The organism is Curtobacterium flaccumfaciens, from assembly GCF_051548005.1.
Taxonomy (GTDB): Bacteria; Actinomycetota; Actinomycetes; order Actinomycetales; family Microbacteriaceae; genus Curtobacterium.
Genome location: NZ_JBPUGH010000047.1, coordinates 1 through 20,245 on the forward strand (window position 1 = coordinate 1; position 20,245 = coordinate 20,245).

Consider the following 20,245-nt stretch of genomic DNA (forward strand, 5'->3'; position numbering starts at 1 on the left):
TGGTAGCGGACGAGTCTCGCGCCCACGAGCACGAGACTTGTCCTTGCACGCGAGACTCGGCGGCGCCGGCACGAGACTCGGCGGCGCGAGCACGAGACGCGGCGGCGCTGGCACGAGACTCGGGGCGCCGCCCGCGAGACTCGTGGGCGCGCAGACGTGCGGGCGGCGCCGGCGGGCGAGTGTGCCGGGCCCGCGGCCGGGTCAGCGACGAGCTGCGGCAGCCTCGGCGGCGGTGTGCACGATGTCGTCCCAGAGGACGGCCGACGGCACCAGCGCGCCCGCCTCGAGCACGTCGACGCGGGCGACCTCGGCCTCGGCGAAGCGGCTGATCTCCGCGACCGCAGCGTCCGTCCCGGCCTCGAGCGCCGCGCGGCTCGCGACGTCGGGCACGGCTGTCCGCAGCTCCGCGACGACCCTCCCACGGCGGTCGTCCGCGAGGCCCTCGAGCGCGCAGACGCTCTTCCAGGCTGCGTCGAGCTCGATCCGGAGCCGGATGATCGCCGGGTGGTCCGGCGTCTCGGTCATGGTCATGGTGGTGCCCCCGTGCAGACCCAGCGTCGGGCGCGCTCGATCCGATCGCAGCCTAGCAATGAAGAGAGCAGTCCTCATGTCCCTCGAACGTGGGACAGAACGTTCTACCGCAGGACCGTTCTGTGACGAGATTCAGCCGGATCCGCCCGGGGACCTCCCGCGCGTACAGGTTCGATGCCACGATGGGGGCGAGGAGGTCCACTATGCGGTTGTTGGTGGTCGAGGACGACGACGAGATGCGCGCCCTCATGGAACGCGGACTCGCTGCCGAGGGGTACCGCGTCGTCGCGGTCGAGAACGGCGTCGAGGCGCTCATCGCACTCGGGGAGCAGTCATTCGACCTGGCGGTCGTCGACGTCATGATGCCGGGCATGTCCGGCTTCGAGCTCGCCCGACGGATCCGCGAGCGGGAGGACCCGGTCCGCATCCTGCTGGTCACCGCGCGCGATGCCGTCGACGACCGGGTGTTCGGTCTCGACGCCGGTGCGGACGACTACCTCACGAAGCCCTTCGCGTTCGCCGAGCTCCTCGCCCGGCTCCGTGCGCTCGGCCGCCGCGAGACCGCCGGCGCACCCCGCACGATCGAGGTGGGCGACGTCGCGATCGACTCCGAGGCCCGTCGCGTCGCGATCAAGGGCCAGCGTGTGGCGATGAGCCCGACCGAGTTCGCGCTCCTGCGCCTGCTCGCTCGGTCGGTCGGCAGCGTGGTCGACCGTCCGAAGATCCTCGAGGAGGTCTGGGACGGCTCGCAGCACGTCGACCCGAACGTCGTGGAGCAGTACATCTCGTACCTCCGCAAGAAGCTGACCGCGCACGAGGCCACCGTGGCGATCTCGACGGTCCGCGGACGCGGCTACCGGCTCGACCTCGTCGGAGCGTGAGCACCACGACCCCGGACGGACGGTCGGACGCGCCGACCGGACGCCGGGGCCTCGTGCGCCCGCTCCGGCTGCTCTCGCTGCGTGCCCGGATCACGATCGGGTCGACGGCGATCGCGGCGGTCGTGATCGTCCTGCTCGTGCTCGTGATGCGCTTCCAGGTCGTCAGCGTCGTCGCGAGCGCCACCCGGACGCTGCTCGACGCCGACGCCGATCCGTACGTCGCGACGCTCGAGGTCGACAGTGACCCCGACCTCTCGCAGCCTGGGAACGCCCAGCTCGTCGCGGTGGTCTCCCCCTCGGGCGACATCGTGCTCTCGACCATGCCCGGACGCCTCGAGCGTGCGCTCGGCAGTCTGGCCGAGGAACAGGCCGGCACGCGCGTCATCGACGTCGCGAGTTCGCAGTACCGGGTCGTCGTCGAGCACCCCGTCAACCGCGCCGGCCGCTGGACCGTCGTCGCCGCACGCAACTCGCAAGCCGAGGCCCTCGTCGTCGACGACCTCACCACGACCCTGTCCCTCACCGGCCTGGCGATCCTCATCGCGTTCGGCGTCGCGTCGTGGGTGCTGGCGACGACGGCGCTCCGCCCGGTGAACCGGATGCGGCGCGAGGCCGAGCGGCTCTCGGTCGCCCCCGAGCGTGCCGAGCTGCCGGTCGGCCCGGCCCAGGACGAACTCGCATCGCTCGCCACCACCCTCAACGCGTTCCTCGCCCGGACCCGGCAGGCCACGGAGCGCGAACGCCAGATGGTCAGCGACGCGAGCCACGAGCTCCGCACGCCGCTCGCGATCCTCACGACCCAACTCGACCTGGCGTCCCTGGACGGCGACGACGCGACCGCCCTGGCAGCCCACATCGAGCGCGCCAAGCACAGCGTCGCGCGCCTGTCGCGGCTCGCGAACGACCTGCTCGCGCTCTCCCGGATCGAGGAGTCGGAACGCCGGGAGCAGGACGGCGCCGAGCAGCCCACGACGACCTGGTCGGACCTCGGGGACGAGGTCATGGCCGCCGTCGACCGCGTCCGGCTCATCGCGTCGGCGAAGGACATCACCGTCGACTTCGACCTCGAGGCGCCGGTGGCCCACGGCCACACCGGCTCCGGTGGCATCGGCGGTTCCGGCGCGGGCACCGACGACGCGTCCGAACCGCGGTACCGCCTCGACAGCGGCGGGATGGCCCAGCTCGTCACGAACATCGCGGGCAACGCGGTGGCAGCGCTCCCCCGTGGCGGCGGGATCTTCGTCTCGTGGCGGAGCGCCGACGGCGAGGGCGTCCTGCAGATCACCGACGACGGCCCCGGTGTCCCGGAGTCGTTCATCCCGGTGGCCTTCGACCGGTTCACGCGACCCGACGAAGCCCGCAAGTCGCGGCCGAACCCTGACCCCGCGACGGGTGCGATCACCATGCCCGGCGGTTCCGGACTGGGGCTCGCGATCGTCCGGGCCATCGCGGAACGCGCGGGAGGCACGGCGTCCCTCCGCAACGTCCGCTCCGGCGGACTCGAGGTCACCATCACGGTCCCCGAAGCCCGGTAGCGAGGCCGTCCACCTCACTGGAAGTCCCGCGACCGGGTCCGCACCGCCAGCGGCAGGCGCTCCATCCGGTCCGCCACCACGTTGACCACGCCCTCGTCCGACCGTTCGAGGATCCCCCGCACGATCACCGCGGGCGACTCGCGAGCGGTGCGGCGGTAGCGCCCCCACACCCCGACGCTGCAGATCACGTTCACGAGCCCGGTCTCGTCCTCGACGTTCATGAACGTGATGCCCGATGCCGTCGCCGGACGCTGCCGGTGGGTGACGATCCCACCGACCTCGATCCGCCGGCCGTTCTCCGCCATCATCGTGTCCGCGACGCTCAGCACGCCCCGGCGCTCGAGCACCGGTCGGACGTGCCGGACGGGGTGGTCGTCGGTCGTCATCCCCGTCGACCACATGTCCGCGATGAGGACGTCCCCGCTCGTCATCTGTCCGAACAGCGGAGGCTGCACGACCACCTGGGTGCCGGGCAGCTGGTCGGGGCGCTCCCCTGCCGCCTGCCCGGCTGACCAGATCCCGCTGCGGCGGTCCTCGCCGAGGGAGGCGAACGCGTCCGCCGCTGCGAGCGCCTCGAGCTGCGCCGTCGTCAGCCCGACCCGGCGGGCGAGGTCGGACATGTCGGTGAAGGGGCCGTTCGCCCGACGCTCGGCGACGATCCGCTCCGCGCTGCGGCGGCCGAGCGAGGTCACCTCGGCGAGCCCGAGCCGGACGACGAACGCACCGTCGCGGCGGTGCCGAGCGGTGTCGTCCGGCAGCGAGCGGTCGAACGGCGGCACCTCGGGCTGCTCTTCGGCCACGCACCCGTCGTCGCCGGTCGTCACCGGCCCGTCAGCACCGGCACCGGCACCCGCTCCGGCACCCGCTCCGGCACCGGCCCCTGCGCCGGCACCGTCGAGCGGCTCCATCGTGGCGTCGACCTCCGACCGCAGGATGTCCGGACGGAGCACCCGGACGCCGTGCCGTCGAGCGTCCGCCACGAGGGTCTGCGGCGAGTAGAACCCCATCGGCTGGGCCCGGAGCAGCGCCGCGAGGAACACCCCGGGGTAGTGCAACCGCATCCAGGCACTGGCGTAGACGATGAGCGCGAAGCTGATCGAGTGGCTCTCCGCGAAGCCGAAGTTCGCGAACGCCTGGATCTTGGCGTAGATGGCGTCGGCGTCGGCCCCGTGGATGTCGTTCCGCGCCATCCCCTCGTAGAGCTTCTCGCGCAGTCGTTCGATCTTCTCGTGCCCGCGCTTCGACCCCATCGCCCGCCGGAGGAGGTCGGCGTCGTCGCCCGTGCACCCGCCGACGACCACCGCCATCTGCATGAGCTGCTCCTGGAACAGCGGCACGCCCTTGGTCCGGGCCAGCACGGGTTCGAGCAGCGGGTGCGGGTAGGTGATCTCCTCGGCACCCGTTCGACGGCGGATGTACGGGTGCACGGCGCCGCCCTGGATCGGTCCGGGACGCACGAGCGCGACCGCGATGACGAGGTCGTAGAACTCGCGGGGCAGCAACCGCGGCAACGACCCCATCTGCGCGCGGGACTCGACCTGGAACACCCCGATGGTGTCGGCGCGGCAGAGCTGGTCGTAGACGCCCGGTTCCTCCTTCGGGATGGTGTGCATGTCCCACCGCTCCCCGCAGTGCTCCGCTGCGAGGTCGAACGCGTACTGGAGTGCGGCGAGCATCCCGAGCCCGAGCATGTCGAACTTCACGAGCCCCATGTAGGCGCAGTCGTCCTTGTCCCACTGCAGCACGGTGCGGCCGTCCATCCGGGCGTGCTCGATCGGCACGACCTCACCCACCGGTCGGTCGGTGAGCACCATGCCGCCCGAGTGGATGCCGAGGTGCCGAGGGAACCCGAGCACCTGCTGCGCCATGTCCACGACGGGCGCGGGGATGTCGTGGTCCTGGCTCTCGGTCACGGACCCCCACCGTTCGACCTGCTTCGACCAGGCGTCCTGCTGCCCGGGACTGTGCCCGAACGCCTTCGCCATGTCGCGCACAGCACCCTTCGGCCGGTAGGTGATGACGTTCGCGACCTGTGCCGCGTTGAACCGGCCGTACTTCTCGTAGACGTACTGGATGACCTCTTCACGACGGTCCGAGTCGAAGTCGACGTCGATGTCGGGCTCCTCGTCGCGCAGGGCCGACAGGAACCGCTCGAACGGCAGTCCGTACCGGATCGAGTCGACGGCGGTGATCTCGAGCAGGTAGCAGACGGCGGAGTTGGCGGCGGATCCCCGGCCCTGGCAGAGGATCCCCCGCTGCCGGGCGAACTGCACCATGTCGCGGACGATGAGGAAGTACCCCGGGAAGTCCTTGTCCTCGATGACGGCGAGTTCGCGTTCGATGCGGGTCCGCTTCGCCGGGTCGACCCCGTCGTCGCTGCCCGGGTAGAACCGCCGGGCGCCCTCCCACGTGAGCTCGCGGAGCCACGACATGGTGGTGTGCCCCTCCGGGACGTCGAGCTTCGGCAGACCGGGCCGCGCGGTCTTCAGCGTGAACCCGAGCTCGTCGGCGAGGGTCACGCTGTACTCGACGGCACCCGGCCACCGGGCGAAGCGTCTGGCCATCTCGGCCCCCGAGCGCAGGTACGCCGTGTCGGCCGCCGGCAGCCAGCCGTCGATCTCGTCGAGGCTCCGACGTGCCCGTACCGCCGCGAGTGCCGAGGCCACGGGGAACCGGGCCGGGGTCGCGTAGTGGACGTTCCCCGTCGCCACGACGGGCAGTGCGTGCCGTGCGGCGAGCGCGGCGAGGACGTCGTTCCGGGCGGAGTCCAGCGGATCGCCCTGGTCGGTGAGCTCCACCACGACGTTGCCGGTGCCGAACCGGTCGAGCAGGAGGCGCAGGGCGGCCTCGGCCTCGGACTCGCCACCGCGCTCGAGCGCCTGCCGCACGGCACCCTTGCGGCACCCGGTGAGCACCCGCCAGTGTCCGCCGGCCCGCTCCGCGAGGTCGTCGAGGTCGTACTGCGGTCGACCCTTCTCGGCGCCGGCTGTCAGGTGGGCGTTCGTCACCGCCCCGGCCATCCGGTGGTAGCCGTCCTGCCCGTCGGCGAGGAGCAGCAGGTGTGTGCCCTCGGGGTCGGGGACGCCGTTCTGCGGTTCGGTGAGGCCGAGTGACAGCTCGGTGCCGTAGACGGTCGCGAGGCCCGGGTACGACTCGGCGGCCTCGGCCATCCGGGCGACGCCGTAGAAGCCGTCGTGGTCGGTCAGGGCGAGGCCGTGCAGGCGCAGCCGTGCGGCCTCCTCGAAGAGCTCCTCGGGCGAGCTCGCGCCGTCGAGGAAGCTGAACGTCGAGTGCGCGTGCAGCTCGGCGTAGGGCACGACGGGGCCGGAGTCGTCGCGTCGGAGCGACGGCGGCACGTACTTCTCGCGCTTCCGCGACCAGGCGGGACTGTCACCGCCGTCGCCGGCGTGCGTGCTGCCCGGACTGCGGCGGTCGGACAGGGCACGCTCGAACTGCGACCACGGGATCGGGGGGTTGCTGTAGCCCATCAGGTGCTCCTCACGTCGCCACGGCCTCGGCCCACCACCGGTGGTCGGCCAGCACGAGGTACCAGGCCCGTCCCCCGTCGTCGACGAGCTGGAGCCGGTGCAGGCGTCGGCCGCCGGACTCCCACCAGCGCACGACGAGCGGCCACGGCCCCGCCCACGCGGTCACCGGACCGAACCGACCGCCCCGCTCGCCCTCGGCACGGAATCGCTCGGGTTCGCCGGTGAGCACGCCGCGGTCGTCGACGTCGACGGTGACGCCGGAGGCGGTCTCGACGTCGACCGGACGTGGACGGTCGAGCACCGTCGCCGGTGGTGGCCCCGGCAGCTTGCCGGGCCACGGACGGTCACGGATGGTCGCCAGTGCGCGCTCCCCACCGACGGGGGCGTCTCCCCACGGCACGAGCACCACCCGTTCTGCGAGCGTGCGCCCGCCACCGATCCGCGGGGTCACGACGCCGTCGTGCCCGACGAGCCCCTGGACCCGCGCGAGCCCGTGGTGCACCCGTTCGTCGGGCCCGGAGCCCCAGAGCCCACGCTCGTGGTTCGCCGTGTCGTCGACCGCGACGGGCTCGAGCACGACCTGCACGACGGGGGCCTCGAGCCCCGTGGGGTCGACCCCACCGGCGAGCTGCCACCGCACCCGGTCGACGACGTCGGACGCGTCGAACCAGCGGGGATGCACCCAGACCCGTTCGAGCAGGATGTCGCGTTCGTCGACGATCCCGACCCGGATGCTCGTCGCGACGAGTCCGGCGATGCGGAGACGCTCGGCGAAGTCGTCCGCCGAGCGCCGGAACGCGAAGGCGACCTGGTCGGCCCGGTCGAGCGGCGGCTCGAACGACGCCTCGACCCGGAGCTCCGGCGGGACCTCGCGCGCGGCGATCTCGCGCGGGTCGCGGCCACCCGCGAGCCGGTGCAGGAAGGCGCCGGCCTGCCCGAAGCGGTCGCGCACCTGCTCGTCACCGAGGGCGGCGAACCCGCCGAGGGTCGTGATGCCGAGCCGGCCCAGGAGCACGGCGAGGTCGGCGTCCCCGAGCACCCCCAGCGGGAGGTCGGCGAGGAACGGGGCAGAACCGCCGACCGGCACGATCCGGGTCCGCTCCCCCGGACGCACCGGACGGGCACGGGCGGCCTGCTCGGCGGCGAACGGGGTGTCCGCGACGCCCACCCGCACTCCGGGGGCGCCGTGGTCGGCCGCGATGCCCGCGAGCGTCGCCGCCGCGGCCCGTTCACCGCCGTAGTACCGTGCCGGCCCGCGTGAGCGGAGCGCGAGGGTCCCCGGGCGCAGGACCTCGACCCCGGGGACCGCCGCCTCGACCGCACGGATGACGGGTTCGAAGGCTCGGTGGTCGAGGGCGTCGTCGTAGGGCTGCACGACGAGCCCCGGGCAGCGCGCCTGGGCCTCGCGCACCCGGAGCCCGCGAGCCACCCCGTGCTGCCGGGCGCTCGCGGAGCAGGCGAACACCTGTCCGCCGGCCACGACGGCGAACGGCTGCTCCGGTGGCTCGCCGGCCGCCCGGGCAGCGGCGACCACCGGCCAGTCCGGGCACCAGAGCACGATCGTGCGCGTCGGCGGGGCCTCGGGGACCGCCCCACTGCGCAGCACCGGAGCACTCCCCCCGTGCAGCGCTGCCCCCGCGCCGGACACCCCGGTGCGGGGCAGCCCGACACGGGGCGCGGCACCACGGGACGAGCCGGCCCGACCGCGCGGGCTCACGACGCCACCGCCACCGGACGCAGCACCGGTTGCGACGCCGCGGCGGGTTCCACGGGACGGACCATGCCGTCGGCCGCGGGCAGCAGGAGTTCGGCGCTCACCGGGCGGACCGCGCCGGCACGCCCGGTGGCCGTCACCGTGGCCCGACGCTCGGACAGGTAGCCGTGACCGTGCCCGATGCCGCCCCAGTCTGAGGCCGTCACCTGCAGCGAGACGTCGGCCCCCGGCCAGGACCCGAGCGAGACGAGCGCACCGCCGCGCTGCCGGAGCCGGGCGGCGAGCCGGGAGACGTCCCCGGGCACCACGCGGCCGAGCGGCCGGGTGAGCACGATCTGCGCGACGTCGACGAGGGCGGCCGTGACCGTCAACCACTGGTCGCCCGGGTCCGGCACGAGCACCAGCCGCTCGAGGTCGATCCCCGCCGCGGCTGCCGCTTCGACCCCGAAGGACGGCACCCCGACGACCGCGCACCAGGCTCCCTCGGCCGAGGCCGCCTGCAGCATCGTCATCGCCAGCAGCACCGAGTCCTGCACGGCGTACGTGCCCCCGACGCGGATCGCACCCCCGGGCAGCAGCGGTGCGATCGCCGGCGCCGTCGGCAGCCCGACGACGGTGTCGACCCGTGTGGCCTCCATCTCGGCGACCCGGGACCGCAGGCTCGTGATCCGCTCGAGCGCCGCACGGGCGTCCCCGAGGTGGTCGACCCGCCGGACGGGCCGGGCAGCCCGGTCCGTCCGGGGAGACCCTCCTGGGTCCCCCGGCGACGCGAGTGCCGCTGCCGACTGCATGCCCTCATATTCGAACATGTGTTCGATGATGTCAATCAGGTCCGACATCCTGTGGACGATCGGCTCGAACGCACGTTCGACACGCCGTGTTCCGCCGAGAGCACCGCCGACTCGAACGCGCGTGCGGCGCTCACGCACCCGCGCGCGTCACCAGCGTGCGACCGCCCCCACCCCGCCGAGCACCGATCGGGTCTTCGTCTCGACCTCGTCCGCTTCGTCCGCGGGGTCGGACGACCACGTCACCGCGCCCCCGGCCCCGAGGGTCCGGGCGAGCACACGGCCGTCGTCGTCGACCACCGTGACCAGTGTGCGGATGACCACCGACAGGTCCACCGAGCCGCTCGCCGAGAAGTACCCGACCGCACCCGAGTACACCCCGCGCGGCGCACCCTCGAGGCGGTCCGCGATCGCCGTGGCGCTGCTCTTCGGCGCGCCCGTCATCGACCCCGGGGGGAACGCCGCCCGGACCGTCGCCGCGCGCGAGGCGCCCGCCGGCAGCACCGCGGACACCGTCGACACGAGCTGGTGCACGCTCGCGTAGGTCTCGACGGCACACAGTCGGTCGACGTGCACCGACCCGGGCACCGCCGTCCGGAGCAGGTCGTTGCGGAGCAGGTCGACGATCATCACGTTCTCCGCGCGGTCCTTCACGCTCGCGGCGAGGTCCGCCCGCACCGCCGCGTCGACCTCGGGGTCCGTGGCACGCCGACGGGTGCCCTTGATCGGTTCGGCGGTGACCACGCCGTCCGCCGTGATGCGCAGGAACCGCTCCGGCGACCGGCTGGCGACGCGGAGCGTCCCGAGACGGAGGTACGCCCCGAACGGCACGGGGTCCGCGGCCCGCAGCCGCAGGTACTCGACGAGGTGGGGATCCGTGCCGGGGGCGACCCGTGCCTCCAGGCCGGGCACCGCGAAGGCGGTGGTGAGGCAGACCTGGAAGGCGTTGCCCTCGCGGATCTCGCGTCGGCACGACTCGACGGCCGCCTCGTAGGTGGCGCGCGTGACGCGTCCCGGTGCGGGGACGGCCGGGAGGCCCGGGGGCACGTCGACGACGTCGGCACGCGCGGGCAGGAGGGTCACCTCCTCGAGCCAGGCCCGGTTCGCCGCGCTGGCGTCCGGTTCCGTGTCGGCGACGAGGGCGAGCGCCCACGAAGCGCCGTCGGGACCGGTGACCACCGCTCGGTCGACGAACCGGAGGTCCGCGTCGGGGTGGTCGGCGGCGCTCCGGTCGGGCCCGCCTGACTCACGACCGAGCTCGTAGCCGAGGAACCCGACCCAGCCGAGCGCGAACCCGCACCCCGTGACCGGCTCGGGCAGCCGCGGCGTCCGCGCCAGCAGGTCGTCCAGCACGGCGAACGCCGGCTCGTCGGAGCTCCGGGACGGCCCGAACCACACCCGTGCAGCGGCGGCCACGTCGAGGACCGCGCGCCGCAGTCCGTGCCGGAACCGCGTGGCGAACGGCCCGTCGGTGACCGCGAGCACCGACCAGGCCGCCCGCTCCGCCGCCACCGTGGGGGCGCCGTCGGGCAGGCCGGAGTCGAGCCACACCACGTCGGCGGTGCCGTCCGCGAGCCGTCCGAGGTCCGGGGTCCCCGCGAGCGGCCGGACCGCGATCCGCACCCCGGGATCGTGGGTCAGATCGCGGCGGTCGTGGGTCAGATCGCGGCGATCGTCCATGCGGCGGTGTGCGCGGCACCGGGCTCGAGCACGAGCAGCCCGCGGTCGGCTCCGGTGTTGAAGGCGTCGGGGGCGCAGGTCATCGGCTCGACCGCGAGGCCCGACCGGTGGTACTCCGGGACGACGTGGTCGGCGGTGTGCACCTGCACCCAGCCGCACTCGGTGCCGAAGGACGCGCGGACGCCGTGCCCGTCCTCGGCCACGACGTCGATCACGGCCGTGCCGTCGGCGTCACGGACGAAACCGGTGAAGGCGTGGTCGATGAACCGCGGCCCGATCACGCTCGGCTCGCGCAGGTCGAACTCGTCGTGCACCGGCACGAGCGCGGTCGGGACCAGCCGGTCGGGGGTGACCTCCAGCACCTCGGCGGCGGGCAGCGTGAGCGTCCAGTCGTCGACCGAGCCGGGACCCGCGACGAGGTACGGGTGCGGACCGGTCCCCCACGGAGCGCGCGAGGGGCCGGTGTTCCGACCGGTGATCGCGGTGTGCAGCCCGTCGCCGTCGACGCGGTACTCGACCGTGACGACCACGCGGTGCGGGTAGCCCTGCTGAGCGGGGACGGTGGTGCTGAGCACCGCACGGTCGGGCTCGTGGGCCTCGACGGTGAAGTCGGTCCACCCCACCAGGCCGTGCAGGGCGTGCTGGCGGGTCGGCTCGGTCAGCGCGAGCTCCTGGTCGATGCCGTCGAACGTGTAGCGACCGTCGACGACGCGGTTCGGCCACGGCGCGAGGACGGCCCCGCGGAAGACCGGGCGGACCTCGTCGGCGTCGAAGGGCACCACGAGGTCGCGCCCCTCGTGCCGGAGGGTCCGGAGCGAGGCGCCGACCGTCGCGATGTCGGCGGTGTACCCGGCGGCGGCGATCGTCAGCTGCGATCCGGACAGCGGGGCACCCTCGCCCACGTGCTCAGCACTCATGGGGTCAGCGTATCGGCCCGGCCGGACTCGCTCGTACCGGACGCAACAACGGCGAAAGCCCCGCGGTTCCGGAGAACCGCGGGGCTTTCGATGGTGGATCTGAGGGGACTCGAACCCCTGACCCCCTGCATGCCATGCAGGTGCGCTACCAGCTGCGCCACAGACCCGTTGGGTGTTGCTGACCCGTCGGTGTTGCTTCGTGCTCCCGGTTCCCCGGAGGCACCATGAAAGCGTACACCATGCGAACACCCGGGAACGAAATCGTCACCGCCACCCGGGCGCGTCGCGTTCGCCCCGGTTCGGCCCGACCCCGTTCGGCTCAGCCCGTTCGGCTCAGCCCCGTTCGGCTCAGCCCTGTTCGACCGGCAACTCGAGTGGGATCGTCGGGCAGTCGGCCCAGAGTCGCTCGAGGGAGTAGTACTGCCGGTCTTCCTCGTGGAAGACGTGCACGACGACGTCACCGAAGTCGATGAGCACCCAGCGTCCCTCGGAGCGGCCCTCACGACGCAGCGGCTTCGCGCCGGCCTCGATGAGTCGTTCCTCGACCTCGTCGGCGATCGACAGCACGTTGCGCTCGTTCCGACCGGTCGCCAGGAGGAACACGTCCGTCAGCTGGAGCGGCCCGGTGACGTCGAGTGCGACGAGGTCCTCGGCCTGCTTGGCGTCCGCCGCGGTCGCGGCGATCTGCGTGAGTTCGAGAGCGCGTGAGGAGGCGGGCACGCAGGTCCTTCCGGTCGTCGCCCGACACGGTGCCGGACTGTTGGGTGCCGAGGTGGTCGGCGGGGTGCCGATGTGGTCGGCGGGGTGCCGAGGTGATCGGCGGGGTGCCGAGGTGATCGGCCCCGTCATCATAGGTCAGACCTCGGACACCGGCCAGCCGGGTCCGACGGGAGCGCGGTCCTGCGCCTGCGTCTCAGCCGAACGGGTGCGTCGTGAGGAGCGCCACGATGATCACCGCGGCAGCGGACAGTCCGACGGCACCGACCGAGATGGCGAGGACCATCGGGGTCTTCGACTCCTTCGGCTTCGCCGCCGCGAGGACGACCTGGCGCGTGGAGGTGTGGCTCGACACCGCACGGCTCGCACGGATCGGGCTGGCGTCGGTCTCCGGCTGCTCGTCGTGCTGTTCGAGCAGGCGGTCGACCTCGGCGCCGTCGATCGGCCGGTGCGACCCCGTCGAGGACAGCGACGCCGGCAGGTCGATCGAGCCGGTGAGGATGACCTCGCCCGTGGCGTTCAACGCCCCGGTGGGATCGGCGAGCGCCGAGTTCGGCAACACGATCGCGTTCGGGTTCGACGCGGCGACACGGCGGGTGCCGGTCTCCTCGTCGTGGACCTCGGCATCGTTCGAGTCGTGCGCGAGGGCCGACCAGTGGCCGGCCGGCGGCTGGAACGCGGTCGTGACGGGCTTCGGCTCGACCGGGCGCTGGACCGCCGCCGGCACACTGCTGGACGCGGCGGAGTCGTCGGAAGGCCGCTGTACGGGCGTCTCGTTCGTGTCGTCGTCGAGGGACAGCGGGAACACGCCGGGCGTCGCAGCGTCCACCGACGGCAGCTTCGGTGCGAGCGGCGCGCCCGTGGACGCGTCCGCGGGCGGCTCGACCGCAGCCGCTGACTCGTCGCCCGCGGGCACAGCCTCGGCGTCGGCCGGGTCGTCGAGCTCGGCTTCCGCGTCGTGCGGCGCCCAGGTGGAGCGGTGGCGACGCGGCTCCTCGGCGTGCGCTGCGGCTTCCTCGAGGGGCTCGACCGCGTCCGGCGAACCGTCGGCTTCCGTGGCCTGCTGCACAGCGGCCTCGTCGAGTTCGACGGGTGGCTCCGCTGCCGTCGCCGAAGCGGCGGTCGGCGCGGACGCGACCGGGCTCGGAGCGGACCCGACCGGGCCGGGCGCAGACGCGACCGGACTCGGCGCGGACGCGGCAGGCGTCGGCTCAGCGACGGCCTGGTCGTCTTCGAGGGTGGAGACCGAGCCGATGACGTCCTGGACGGTGCGGTCCGACGACTGCGGGGTGGGGTTCTGCAGCGGCACCGGCAGGACCGCCTGGACCTCGGCCTCGCGCATCAGACGCAGCTGACGGCGGGTCAGGCCACCGGTGCCGGGGACGATCTCGGTCGCGGACGCCGGCGGCAGATCGGGCACGCCCGACTGTGCGGCGCCGGACGGTGCCGGGGCGACGTGTGAACCGGGCCGGCGACGGGCCTGCTCCGAACCGTCGGCGGACGTGGGTGCGGCGACGGTCGGCGGCGGCGTCACGGGCTGGCCACCGGCGGCGGCAGCGCGCTCACGCTCGCGCGCCTGACGCCGCGACAGTGGCGGGTGCGCGTCGGACGAACTCATGCAACGCTCCGATACAGATGGTGCTTGGAGATGTACTGGACGACCCCGTCGGGCACCAGGTACCAGACGGGGAACCCGCGCCGGACCCGATCGCGGCAGTCGGTCGACGAGATCGCCAGCGCGGGCACCTCGAGCAGACTGACGTCCCGCTCCGGCAGGCCGGTGATGCTCAGGTCGTGGCCCGGGCGCGTCACGGCGACGAAGTGCGCGAGGTCCCAGAGGCCATCATGGTCTTTCCAGTCGAGGATCTGCTGAACGGCGTCCGCGCCCGAGATGAAGACCAGCTGCGCGTCGGGCCGTTGCTCGTGGAGGTCCCGCAGGGTGTCGACGGTGTACGTCGGGCCCGGCCGGTCGATGTCGACCCGACTGACCGTGAACATCGGGTTCGACGCCGTCGCGACCACGGTCATCAGGTACCGGTGCTCGGCATCGGTCACGTCGGACTTCATGTACGGCTGGCCGGTGGGGACGAACACCACCTCGTCGAGGTCGAACGCGCGCGCGACCTCGGACGCTGCCACGAGGTGGCCGTGGTGGATGGGGTCGAACGTGCCACCCATCACACCGATGCGCGGCCGCCCCGAGCTCTCGAGCATGGGGTGACGGGTCAGAGCTTCGTGTGGCCGAACTCGTCGACGCCGGTCTCGTGGTGGCGAGTGGCCTCGAACTTGTGCGAGTGACGGTACGCGACGTCGCGGAAGCTCCAGGTGACGAACCCGAGGAACGCGAAGAAGAGGGCACCGACGAGCGGGAAGACGTACGCGGGGACCCCGGAGGCGTGCTCTGCGGCTTCGGCGAGGAGGGTCATCGTCATGTGCTCCGTTCGGTCGGTGGAAAGACGCCGTTCAGTCTAGCCGCGGATCTGGCCCTGGCCGCGCACGATCCACTTGGTGCTCGTGAGTTCGGGCAGGCCCATCGGCCCGCGGGCGTGCAGCTTCTGCGTGGAGATGCCGACCTCGGCCCCGAAGCCGAACTCGCCGCCGTCCGTGAACCGGGTGGAGGCGTTCACCATCACGACCGCCGAGTCGACGCCCGCGAGGAACCGCTCCGCCGTGTCGACGTCGTTCGTCACGATCGACTCGGTGTGGTGCGTCGACCAGGTCGCGATGTGCGCCATCGCGGCGTCGACGTCCGGCACGACGCGCACCGAGAGGTCGAGGTCCATCGACTCCGTCGCCCAGTCGGCGTCGGTCGCACGGAGCACCCCCGGCACGATCGTGCGGGTCGCGTCGTCGCCCCGGAGCGTCACCCCGGCTGCGCGGAGCCGGTCGGCCAGCACCGGGAGGAGGCGTTCTGCGGCACGTTCGTGCACGAGGAGGGTCTCGAGGGCGTTGCACACGCTCGGCCGCTGCACCTTGCTGTTGAGCACGATGTCGACCGCGCGGTCCTCCGGAGCGGACTCGTCGAGGAAGACGTGCACCACGCCGGCGCCGGTCTCGATGACGGGGACCTGCGACTCCGTGACCACCGTCTGGATGAGCGATGCGCTCCCCCGCGGGATCAGCACGTCCACGAGCCCCCGTGCCCGCATGAGCTCGGTGGCGCCCGCCCGGCCGAACTCGTCGATGGTCTGGACCAGCTCGCGCGGCAAGCCGACCGAGGCCACGGCGTCCTGGATGCGCGCCACGAGCACGGCGTTCGTGCGCTGTGCCGCCGAGCCGCCCCGGAGCACGACCGCGTTGCCGCTCTTCAGCGCCAGGCTCGCGATGTCGACGGTGACGTTCGGGCGCGCTTCGTAGATCGCTCCGACGACACCGAACGGCACCCGGACCTGGGTCAGCTGCAGCCCGTTCGGCAGCACCGAGCCGCGGACGTTCTGCCCGACCGGGTCCGTCAGACCGACGACGTGCTCGACGGCGACGGCGAGGGCGTCGATCCGTGCCGCATCGAGGCGGAGCCGGTCGAGGAGGCCCGAGGAGAGTCCCTCGTCCTCGCCCGCGACGAGGTCCTCGTGGTTCGCGCGGACGATCTCGTCCGTCGCGGCGCGCACCCCCGCGGCGATCGCGCCGAGCGCCGCGTCCTTGACCGCCGTGGTCGCGGTCGCGAGCACCGACGCCGCGTCGCGAGCGGCGACGAGCTTGTCGGTCAGGGTCGGAGCGGGTGCGGTCAGCGACATGGCTCGATCATAGGTCTGCCGTCGCCGTCATGACGTGGCGGGCTTCCTCCCTGTGGACCCGACCTGGAGGCACGCCGCCGGTGCAGGGATCGCCGAACCTCGGTCGCGGCCCGGCCCGCGCGACCCACTCGCCCGATCGGTCACGACTCGCCGCGCGCGTGGCGCGGCGTGGGCACGAACGGTCGCTCCCCGGCGGCGGGACCGACGCGTCGTGACCGCTCGACCGACGTGACCGGGCGTGTCAGCGCCGGGCACGTCGCCGGCCAGCGCGATGCCGGACGCAGCGCGGCGTGGCGGGCCCGAGCCGCGCCCCCGGGCCGGACGATGGCGGGCGTCCCACGACGTGCCGGAGCCGATCCGCGCCTCCAGGCCGAGTGCGCCGGACGTCCCACGACCTGCCGGAGTCGCCCCGCGCCTCCAGGCCGATGGCGACCGCGCCGCGCGCCGGCCGACGCGGCTGCACCCCTACGCGCGCGGAGCCGCCTCGAACCAGGTCCCGACGTCCTCGCCCGCCAACGCCGACGCCACCAACGACGTCGCGGTCACGAGCACCGACGTCCCCGCGTCCGCCGCGAGCCGGGCCGCGGCGACCTTCGTGCCGGCGCCCCCGGTCCCGACGCCCGCGGCACCGATCGACCCGAACGTCACCCCCGCGAGTTCGTCGCCGTACGGCACGTGCATGATCGGCTCAGCGCCGGGCTGCTGCGGCGGCTTCGTGTAGAGCGACTCGACGTCGGAGAGCAGCACGAGGGCATCAGCCCCGAGCAGCCTGGCGACGAGGGCCGCGAGTCGGTCGTTGTCCCCGAAGCGGATCTCGTGCGTCGCGACGGTGTCGTTCTCGTTGACGATCGGCAGCACCCGGAGCGCGAGGAGCCGGTCGATCGCCCGCTGCGCGTTCACCCGGTGCGTCGGGTTCTGCAGGTCGCCGGCGGTCAGGAGGATCTGCGCCGCGACGACACCGTGCCGGTCGAGCTCCTTCTGGTAGCGGAACATGAGGACGTTCTGCCCGGTCGCCGCCGCGGCCTGCTGCGTCGCGAGGTCGTCGGGGCGCCCCTCGAGCCCGAGGAACGGGAACCCGGTCGCGATCGCACCGGACGACACGAGCACCACCTCGGTCCCGCGTGCGTGGGCGGCACCGAGCGCGTCGACGAGGGCGCCGATCTGCCCGACGTTGCCGCCGCTGACGGAGGACGACCCGACCTTCACGACGAGTCGTCGCGCCCGCGGGATGTCAGCACGCGTTCGCACCGGGCCCAGGTGGATGTCGGTCGCCTCGGTCATGCCCCGGTCAGTCCTTGCCCTCGTGGTGGCGCTCGACCTCGCCGGAGAACGGGTCCGTGTCGTCCGCGTCTTCGTCCGCCCAGAGGCCGGAGATGCGCTCCTGCTCGAGCTCGGCGCGGGCGGCGGCCTTGGCGTCCATGCGCTCGAAGTACTCCTCGCGGCGCTCGTTGCGGGTCGGTCGCGAGGTCGCGCCGATCCGGGAGTCCGTGCCGCGCGCACTCGTGATGAGCTCCGCGGTCGAGGTGAGCGTCGGCTCCCAGTCGAAGACCGTGCCGCCGTCGCCGCCGATGACCACGGTGGACCCGGCGACCGCTCCGGCCTTGAACAGACCGTCCTCGACGCCGAGCTTGGCCAGGCGGTCCGCGAGGTAGCCGATGGCCTCCTCGTTGGTGAAGTCGGTCTGCTGGACCCAGCGCTCGGGCTTGGCGCCGCGGACCCGGTAGAAGCGGTGCTCCTCGCCGCCCTCGGCCCGGACGGTGAAGGGCACCTCGTCGACGGCCTTCGGGCGGAGGACGATGCGCTCCGGCTGCGGCTCGACGGCACGCTCCGCACGGGCGCGCTCGACGATGTCCGCGAGGGCGAAGGTCAGCTCGCGGAGACCCTTGTGCGAGGCCGTCGAGATCGGGAAGACGCGGTAGCCGCGGCCTTCGAGCTCAGCCGTGACGAAGTCGGCGAGCTCGGAGGCGTCCGGGACGTCGATCTTGTTGAGCGCGATGAGCTGCGGGCGCTCGAGGAGCGGCACCTGCCCCTCCGGGACCGGGTAGCGCTCGAGCTCGCCGAGGATGACGTCGAGGTCGCTGATCGGGTCACGACCGGGGTCCATGGTCGCGCAGTCGATGACGTGCAGCAGGGCCTCGCAGCGCTCGACGTGGCGGAGGAACTCGAGTCCGAGGCCCTTGCCCTCGGACGCGCCCTCGATGAGACCGGGGACGTCGGCGACGGTGAAACGGGTGGAGCCGGACTCGACGACACCGAGGTTCGGCGTGAGGGTCGTGAACGGGTAGTCGGCGATCTTCGGCTTCGCGGCCGAGATCGCCGCGATGAGCGAGGACTTGCCGGCACTCGGGAAGCCGACGAGCGCGACGTCGGCGATCGTCTTCAGCTCGAGGCTGACGTCGCCGGACTCCCCCGGGGTGCCGAGGAGGGCGAAACCCGGTGCCTTGCGCTTCGTCGTCGCGAGCGCCGCGTTGCCGAGGCCACCCTGTCCGCCCGCCGCCACCACGACGCGCATGCCCGGCTCGGTCATGTCCGCGAGGACCTCACCGCGCTCGTCGTGCACGACGGTGCCGATCGGGACGGGGAGCTCGAGCGTCTCGCCGCTGATCCCGCTCCGCATGTCGCCCATGCCGGGCTGGCCGTTCTTCGACGAGCGGTGCGGCGACCGGTGGTACCCGAGCAGGGTCGTCACCTGCGGGTCGGCGACGAGCACGATGTCGCCGCCGTCACCACCGTTGCCGCCGTCCGGGCCGGCGAGGGGCTTGAACTTCTCACGGCGGACCGACACGCAGCCGTTGCCGCCGTCCCCCGCGCTGAGGTGCAGGGTCACGCGGTCGACGAACGTCGCCATGGGTCCACTCCTAGGTGTTGCAGGAGCATTCGGTGGTGCCGAAGCTCCGGTGGTGCCGAAAAGAGAACGGGAGGGGCGGGCACGTGGCCCGCCCCTCCCGCAGAGTCAGATCGTGGGTCGCTTACGCAGCGCCGACGATGTTGACGACCTTGCGGCCGCCCTTGGTGCCGAACTCGACCGAACCGGCCGAGAGGGCGAACAGCGTGTCGTCGCCACCACGGCCGACGTTGGCGCCCGGGTGGAAGTGCGTGCCGCGCTGGCGGACGATGATCTGGCCGGCGTTGACGACCTCGCCGCCGAAGCGCTTCACGCCGAGGCGCTGTGCGTTCGAGTCACGACCGTTGCGAGTGGAGCTCGCACCCTTCTTGTGTGCCATCTTCTACTCCCGCCTTACGCGATCTCGGTGATCTTGACGCGGGTGAGCTCAGCGCGGAAGCCCTGGCGCTTCTTATACCCGGTCTTGTTCTTGAACTTCTGGATGACGACCTTCGGACCGCGGAGGTCCTCGAGCACCTCGGCGGTGACCGTCACGTTCGCGAGCTCGGTCGCGGCCGACGTGATGGTGTCACCGTCCACGAGGAGCACCGGGGCGAGCTTGATCTTGCCCTTGTCATCGGCCTTGGCACGGTCGATCGTGAGGATCGTGCCGACCTCGACCTTCTCCTGACGGCCGCCGGCGCGCACTACTGCGTAAACCACGTGGAATTCCTTACGTACTCTGCTTGAGGGAAGTCTCGGGTGCCCACTGCTGCACGAGCGGCTCCCGGGGAGGCCGGGCCCGATCGGCGACGCAGGCAGAACGGCCCGCTGACACCAGGGATCGAGAATACTCGATCCCACCGGGTCCGGTCAAACGGCGACACACGTAGCATTGGCGGGTGACCGTCCTGATCGACCCGCCGACGTGGCCTGCGCACGACACGCTGTGGTCGCACCTCGTCAGCGACGAATCGTACGACGAACTCCACGCCTTCGCGAGCGCCGCGGGTCTCCCCCGTCGTGCCTTCGACCACGACCACTACGACGTGCCGATGGCACGCTACGACGAACTCGTGGCCGCGGGCGCGACGCCCGTGACGGGTCGGGAGCTCGTGCTGCGCCTCATCGGCAGCGGCCTCCGCGTGGCGCAGCGGGACAAGCGTCCGACCTGACGGACCGCGGACGGTCGGTCGCCGGAGCCTGCCTGGAGGCACGGGTCGCCCCCGCCACGGCACCGGCGGTCGTGCGCCGGGTCGGGCCCGGTCGTCCGGCAGGGTCCGCCCTGCGGGATCAGGTCCACCCACGTGGTCGGGCCAGCGCTGCGGGACCGGGCGAGCGCTACGGGTCCGTGCGGGCGCTGCGGGGCCGGGTCAGCGCTGCGGGGCCGGGTCAGCGCTGCGGGGCCGGGTCAGCGCTGCGGGGGCACCCAGGGG

18 protein-coding genes and 1 tRNA gene are annotated in these 20,245 nt (G+C 72.9%); 3 read left to right on the forward strand and 16 right to left on the reverse strand.

Features of this window, described 5'->3' with window-relative positions; all coding sequences use genetic code 11:
* Positions 1-201 precede the first annotated feature (201 nt).
* Positions 202-525 (reverse strand): hypothetical protein, encoded by a 324-nt coding sequence (locus ACSW7Y_RS07765; protein WP_438125730.1) that lies wholly within the window; start codon positions 523-525, stop codon positions 202-204.
* A gap of 209 nt (positions 526-734) precedes the next feature.
* Between ACSW7Y_RS07765 and ACSW7Y_RS07770 the strand changes: the two genes are divergently transcribed.
* Both ACSW7Y_RS07770 and ACSW7Y_RS07775 read left to right on the forward strand, forming a co-directional pair.
* A complete protein-coding gene (locus tag ACSW7Y_RS07770) occupies positions 735-1,412 on the forward strand; it encodes a response regulator transcription factor (protein WP_438125731.1) in 678 nt (225 codons plus the stop codon).
* Positions 1,409-2,947 carry a sensor histidine kinase gene (locus ACSW7Y_RS07775; RefSeq protein WP_438125732.1) on the forward strand — a complete coding sequence of 513 codons (1,539 nt, stop codon included), beginning with the start codon at positions 1,409-1,411 and terminating at the stop codon, positions 2,945-2,947. The genes ACSW7Y_RS07770 and ACSW7Y_RS07775 overlap by 4 nt, the downstream gene beginning before the upstream one ends.
* A 14-nt stretch (positions 2,948-2,961) precedes the next feature.
* On the opposite strand, the gene ACSW7Y_RS07780 is transcribed toward ACSW7Y_RS07775, so the two are convergent.
* The 15 genes from ACSW7Y_RS07780 to rplU all read right to left on the reverse strand — a co-directional run bounded on the left by ACSW7Y_RS07780 (position 2,962) and on the right by rplU (position 19,532).
* Positions 2,962-6,435 (reverse strand): error-prone DNA polymerase, encoded by a 3,474-nt coding sequence (locus ACSW7Y_RS07780; RefSeq protein ID WP_438125733.1) that lies wholly within the window; start codon positions 6,433-6,435, stop codon positions 2,962-2,964.
* 10 nt (positions 6,436-6,445) lie between these two features.
* Complete coding sequence (locus tag ACSW7Y_RS07785; RefSeq protein ID WP_438125734.1) at positions 6,446-8,041, reverse strand: DNA polymerase Y family protein; 1,596 nt, start codon at positions 8,039-8,041, stop codon at positions 6,446-6,448.
* A gap of 107 nt (positions 8,042-8,148) precedes the next feature.
* Complete coding sequence (locus ACSW7Y_RS07790) at positions 8,149-8,988, reverse strand: hypothetical protein (protein ID WP_438125735.1); 840 nt, start codon at positions 8,986-8,988, stop codon at positions 8,149-8,151.
* Positions 8,989-9,087: 99 nt separating this feature from the next.
* Positions 9,088-10,560 carry an anthranilate synthase component I family protein gene (locus ACSW7Y_RS07795; protein ID WP_438125736.1) on the reverse strand — a complete coding sequence of 491 codons (1,473 nt, stop codon included), beginning with the start codon at positions 10,558-10,560 and terminating at the stop codon, positions 9,088-9,090.
* A 35-nt stretch (positions 10,561-10,595) separates the two neighbouring features.
* Positions 10,596-11,534, reverse strand: a complete 939-nt coding sequence (locus ACSW7Y_RS07800) for an aldose 1-epimerase family protein (RefSeq protein WP_438125737.1) — start codon at positions 11,532-11,534, stop codon at positions 10,596-10,598.
* Positions 11,535-11,625: 91 nt separating this feature from the next.
* Positions 11,626-11,701: transfer RNA gene (locus tag ACSW7Y_RS07805), tRNA-Ala, on the reverse strand.
* A 181-nt stretch (positions 11,702-11,882) separates the two neighbouring features.
* A complete protein-coding gene (gene rsfS / locus ACSW7Y_RS07810; RefSeq protein WP_438125738.1) occupies positions 11,883-12,254 on the reverse strand; it encodes a ribosome silencing factor in 372 nt (123 codons plus the stop codon).
* A gap of 193 nt (positions 12,255-12,447) precedes the next feature.
* On the reverse strand, positions 12,448-13,869 hold the full coding sequence (locus tag ACSW7Y_RS07815) for a hypothetical protein (RefSeq protein WP_438125739.1): 1,422 nt from the start codon (positions 13,867-13,869) through the stop codon (positions 12,448-12,450).
* On the reverse strand, positions 13,866-14,465 hold the full coding sequence (gene nadD / locus ACSW7Y_RS07820; RefSeq protein ID WP_438125740.1) for a nicotinate-nucleotide adenylyltransferase: 600 nt from the start codon (positions 14,463-14,465) through the stop codon (positions 13,866-13,868). Before nadD ends, ACSW7Y_RS07815 begins: the two co-directional genes overlap by 4 nt.
* A gap of 11 nt (positions 14,466-14,476) precedes the next feature.
* Positions 14,477-14,683: a hypothetical protein gene (locus tag ACSW7Y_RS07825; RefSeq protein WP_438125741.1), complete on the reverse strand. Its 207-nt coding sequence runs from the start codon at positions 14,681-14,683 to the stop codon at positions 14,477-14,479.
* A gap of 36 nt (positions 14,684-14,719) precedes the next feature.
* Positions 14,720-15,985: a glutamate-5-semialdehyde dehydrogenase gene (locus tag ACSW7Y_RS07830; RefSeq protein WP_438125742.1), complete on the reverse strand. Its 1,266-nt coding sequence runs from the start codon at positions 15,983-15,985 to the stop codon at positions 14,720-14,722.
* A gap of 465 nt (positions 15,986-16,450) precedes the next feature.
* Positions 16,451-17,266: a glutamate 5-kinase gene (gene proB, locus ACSW7Y_RS07835; RefSeq protein WP_438125743.1), complete on the reverse strand. Its 816-nt coding sequence runs from the start codon at positions 17,264-17,266 to the stop codon at positions 16,451-16,453.
* A 7-nt stretch (positions 17,267-17,273) separates the two neighbouring features.
* Complete coding sequence (gene obgE, locus ACSW7Y_RS07840; protein WP_438125744.1) at positions 17,274-18,833, reverse strand: GTPase ObgE; 1,560 nt, start codon at positions 18,831-18,833, stop codon at positions 17,274-17,276.
* Positions 18,834-18,954: 121 nt separating this feature from the next.
* Entirely contained in the window at positions 18,955-19,209 is a 255-nt protein-coding gene (rpmA, locus tag ACSW7Y_RS07845) for a 50S ribosomal protein L27 (protein WP_438125745.1), read from the reverse strand.
* 14 nt (positions 19,210-19,223) lie between these two features.
* Positions 19,224-19,532 carry a 50S ribosomal protein L21 gene (rplU, locus tag ACSW7Y_RS07850; protein WP_058724856.1) on the reverse strand — a complete coding sequence of 103 codons (309 nt, stop codon included), beginning with the start codon at positions 19,530-19,532 and terminating at the stop codon, positions 19,224-19,226.
* Positions 19,533-19,711: 179 nt separating this feature from the next.
* Here rplU and ACSW7Y_RS07855 point away from each other — a divergent pair, with 179 nt between their 5' ends.
* A complete protein-coding gene (locus tag ACSW7Y_RS07855; protein WP_438125746.1) occupies positions 19,712-19,984 on the forward strand; it encodes a DUF4031 domain-containing protein in 273 nt (90 codons plus the stop codon).
* Positions 19,985-20,245 lie beyond the last annotated feature (261 nt).

Excerpts from the sequence above, each read along its gene's own strand:
- ACSW7Y_RS07770 (WP_438125731.1), top strand. The coding sequence starts at position 735 with ATGCGGTTGTTGGTGGTCGAGGACGACGACGAGATGCGCGCCCTCATG.
- ACSW7Y_RS07790 (WP_438125735.1), bottom strand. The coding sequence starts at position 8,988 with ATGTCGGACCTGATTGACATCATCGAACACATGTTCGAATATGAGGGC.
- proB (WP_438125743.1), bottom strand. The coding sequence starts at position 17,266 with ATGACCGAGGCGACCGACATCCACCTGGGCCCGGTGCGAACGCGTGCT.
- ACSW7Y_RS07825 (WP_438125741.1), bottom strand. The coding sequence starts at position 14,683 with ATGACGATGACCCTCCTCGCCGAAGCCGCAGAGCACGCCTCCGGGGTC.
- ACSW7Y_RS07765 (WP_438125730.1), bottom strand. The coding sequence starts at position 525 with ATGACCGAGACGCCGGACCACCCGGCGATCATCCGGCTCCGGATCGAG.
- ACSW7Y_RS07780 (WP_438125733.1), bottom strand. The coding sequence starts at position 6,435 with ATGGGCTACAGCAACCCCCCGATCCCGTGGTCGCAGTTCGAGCGTGCC.
- ACSW7Y_RS07815 (WP_438125739.1), bottom strand. The coding sequence starts at position 13,869 with ATGAGTTCGTCCGACGCGCACCCGCCACTGTCGCGGCGTCAGGCGCGC.
- rpmA (WP_438125745.1), bottom strand. The coding sequence starts at position 19,209 with ATGGCACACAAGAAGGGTGCGAGCTCCACTCGCAACGGTCGTGACTCG.
- obgE (WP_438125744.1), bottom strand. The coding sequence starts at position 18,833 with ATGGCGACGTTCGTCGACCGCGTGACCCTGCACCTCAGCGCGGGGGAC.
- nadD (WP_438125740.1), bottom strand. The coding sequence starts at position 14,465 with ATGCTCGAGAGCTCGGGGCGGCCGCGCATCGGTGTGATGGGTGGCACG.
- ACSW7Y_RS07830 (WP_438125742.1), bottom strand. The coding sequence starts at position 15,985 with ATGTCGCTGACCGCACCCGCTCCGACCCTGACCGACAAGCTCGTCGCC.
- ACSW7Y_RS07800 (WP_438125737.1), bottom strand. The coding sequence starts at position 11,534 with ATGAGTGCTGAGCACGTGGGCGAGGGTGCCCCGCTGTCCGGATCGCAG.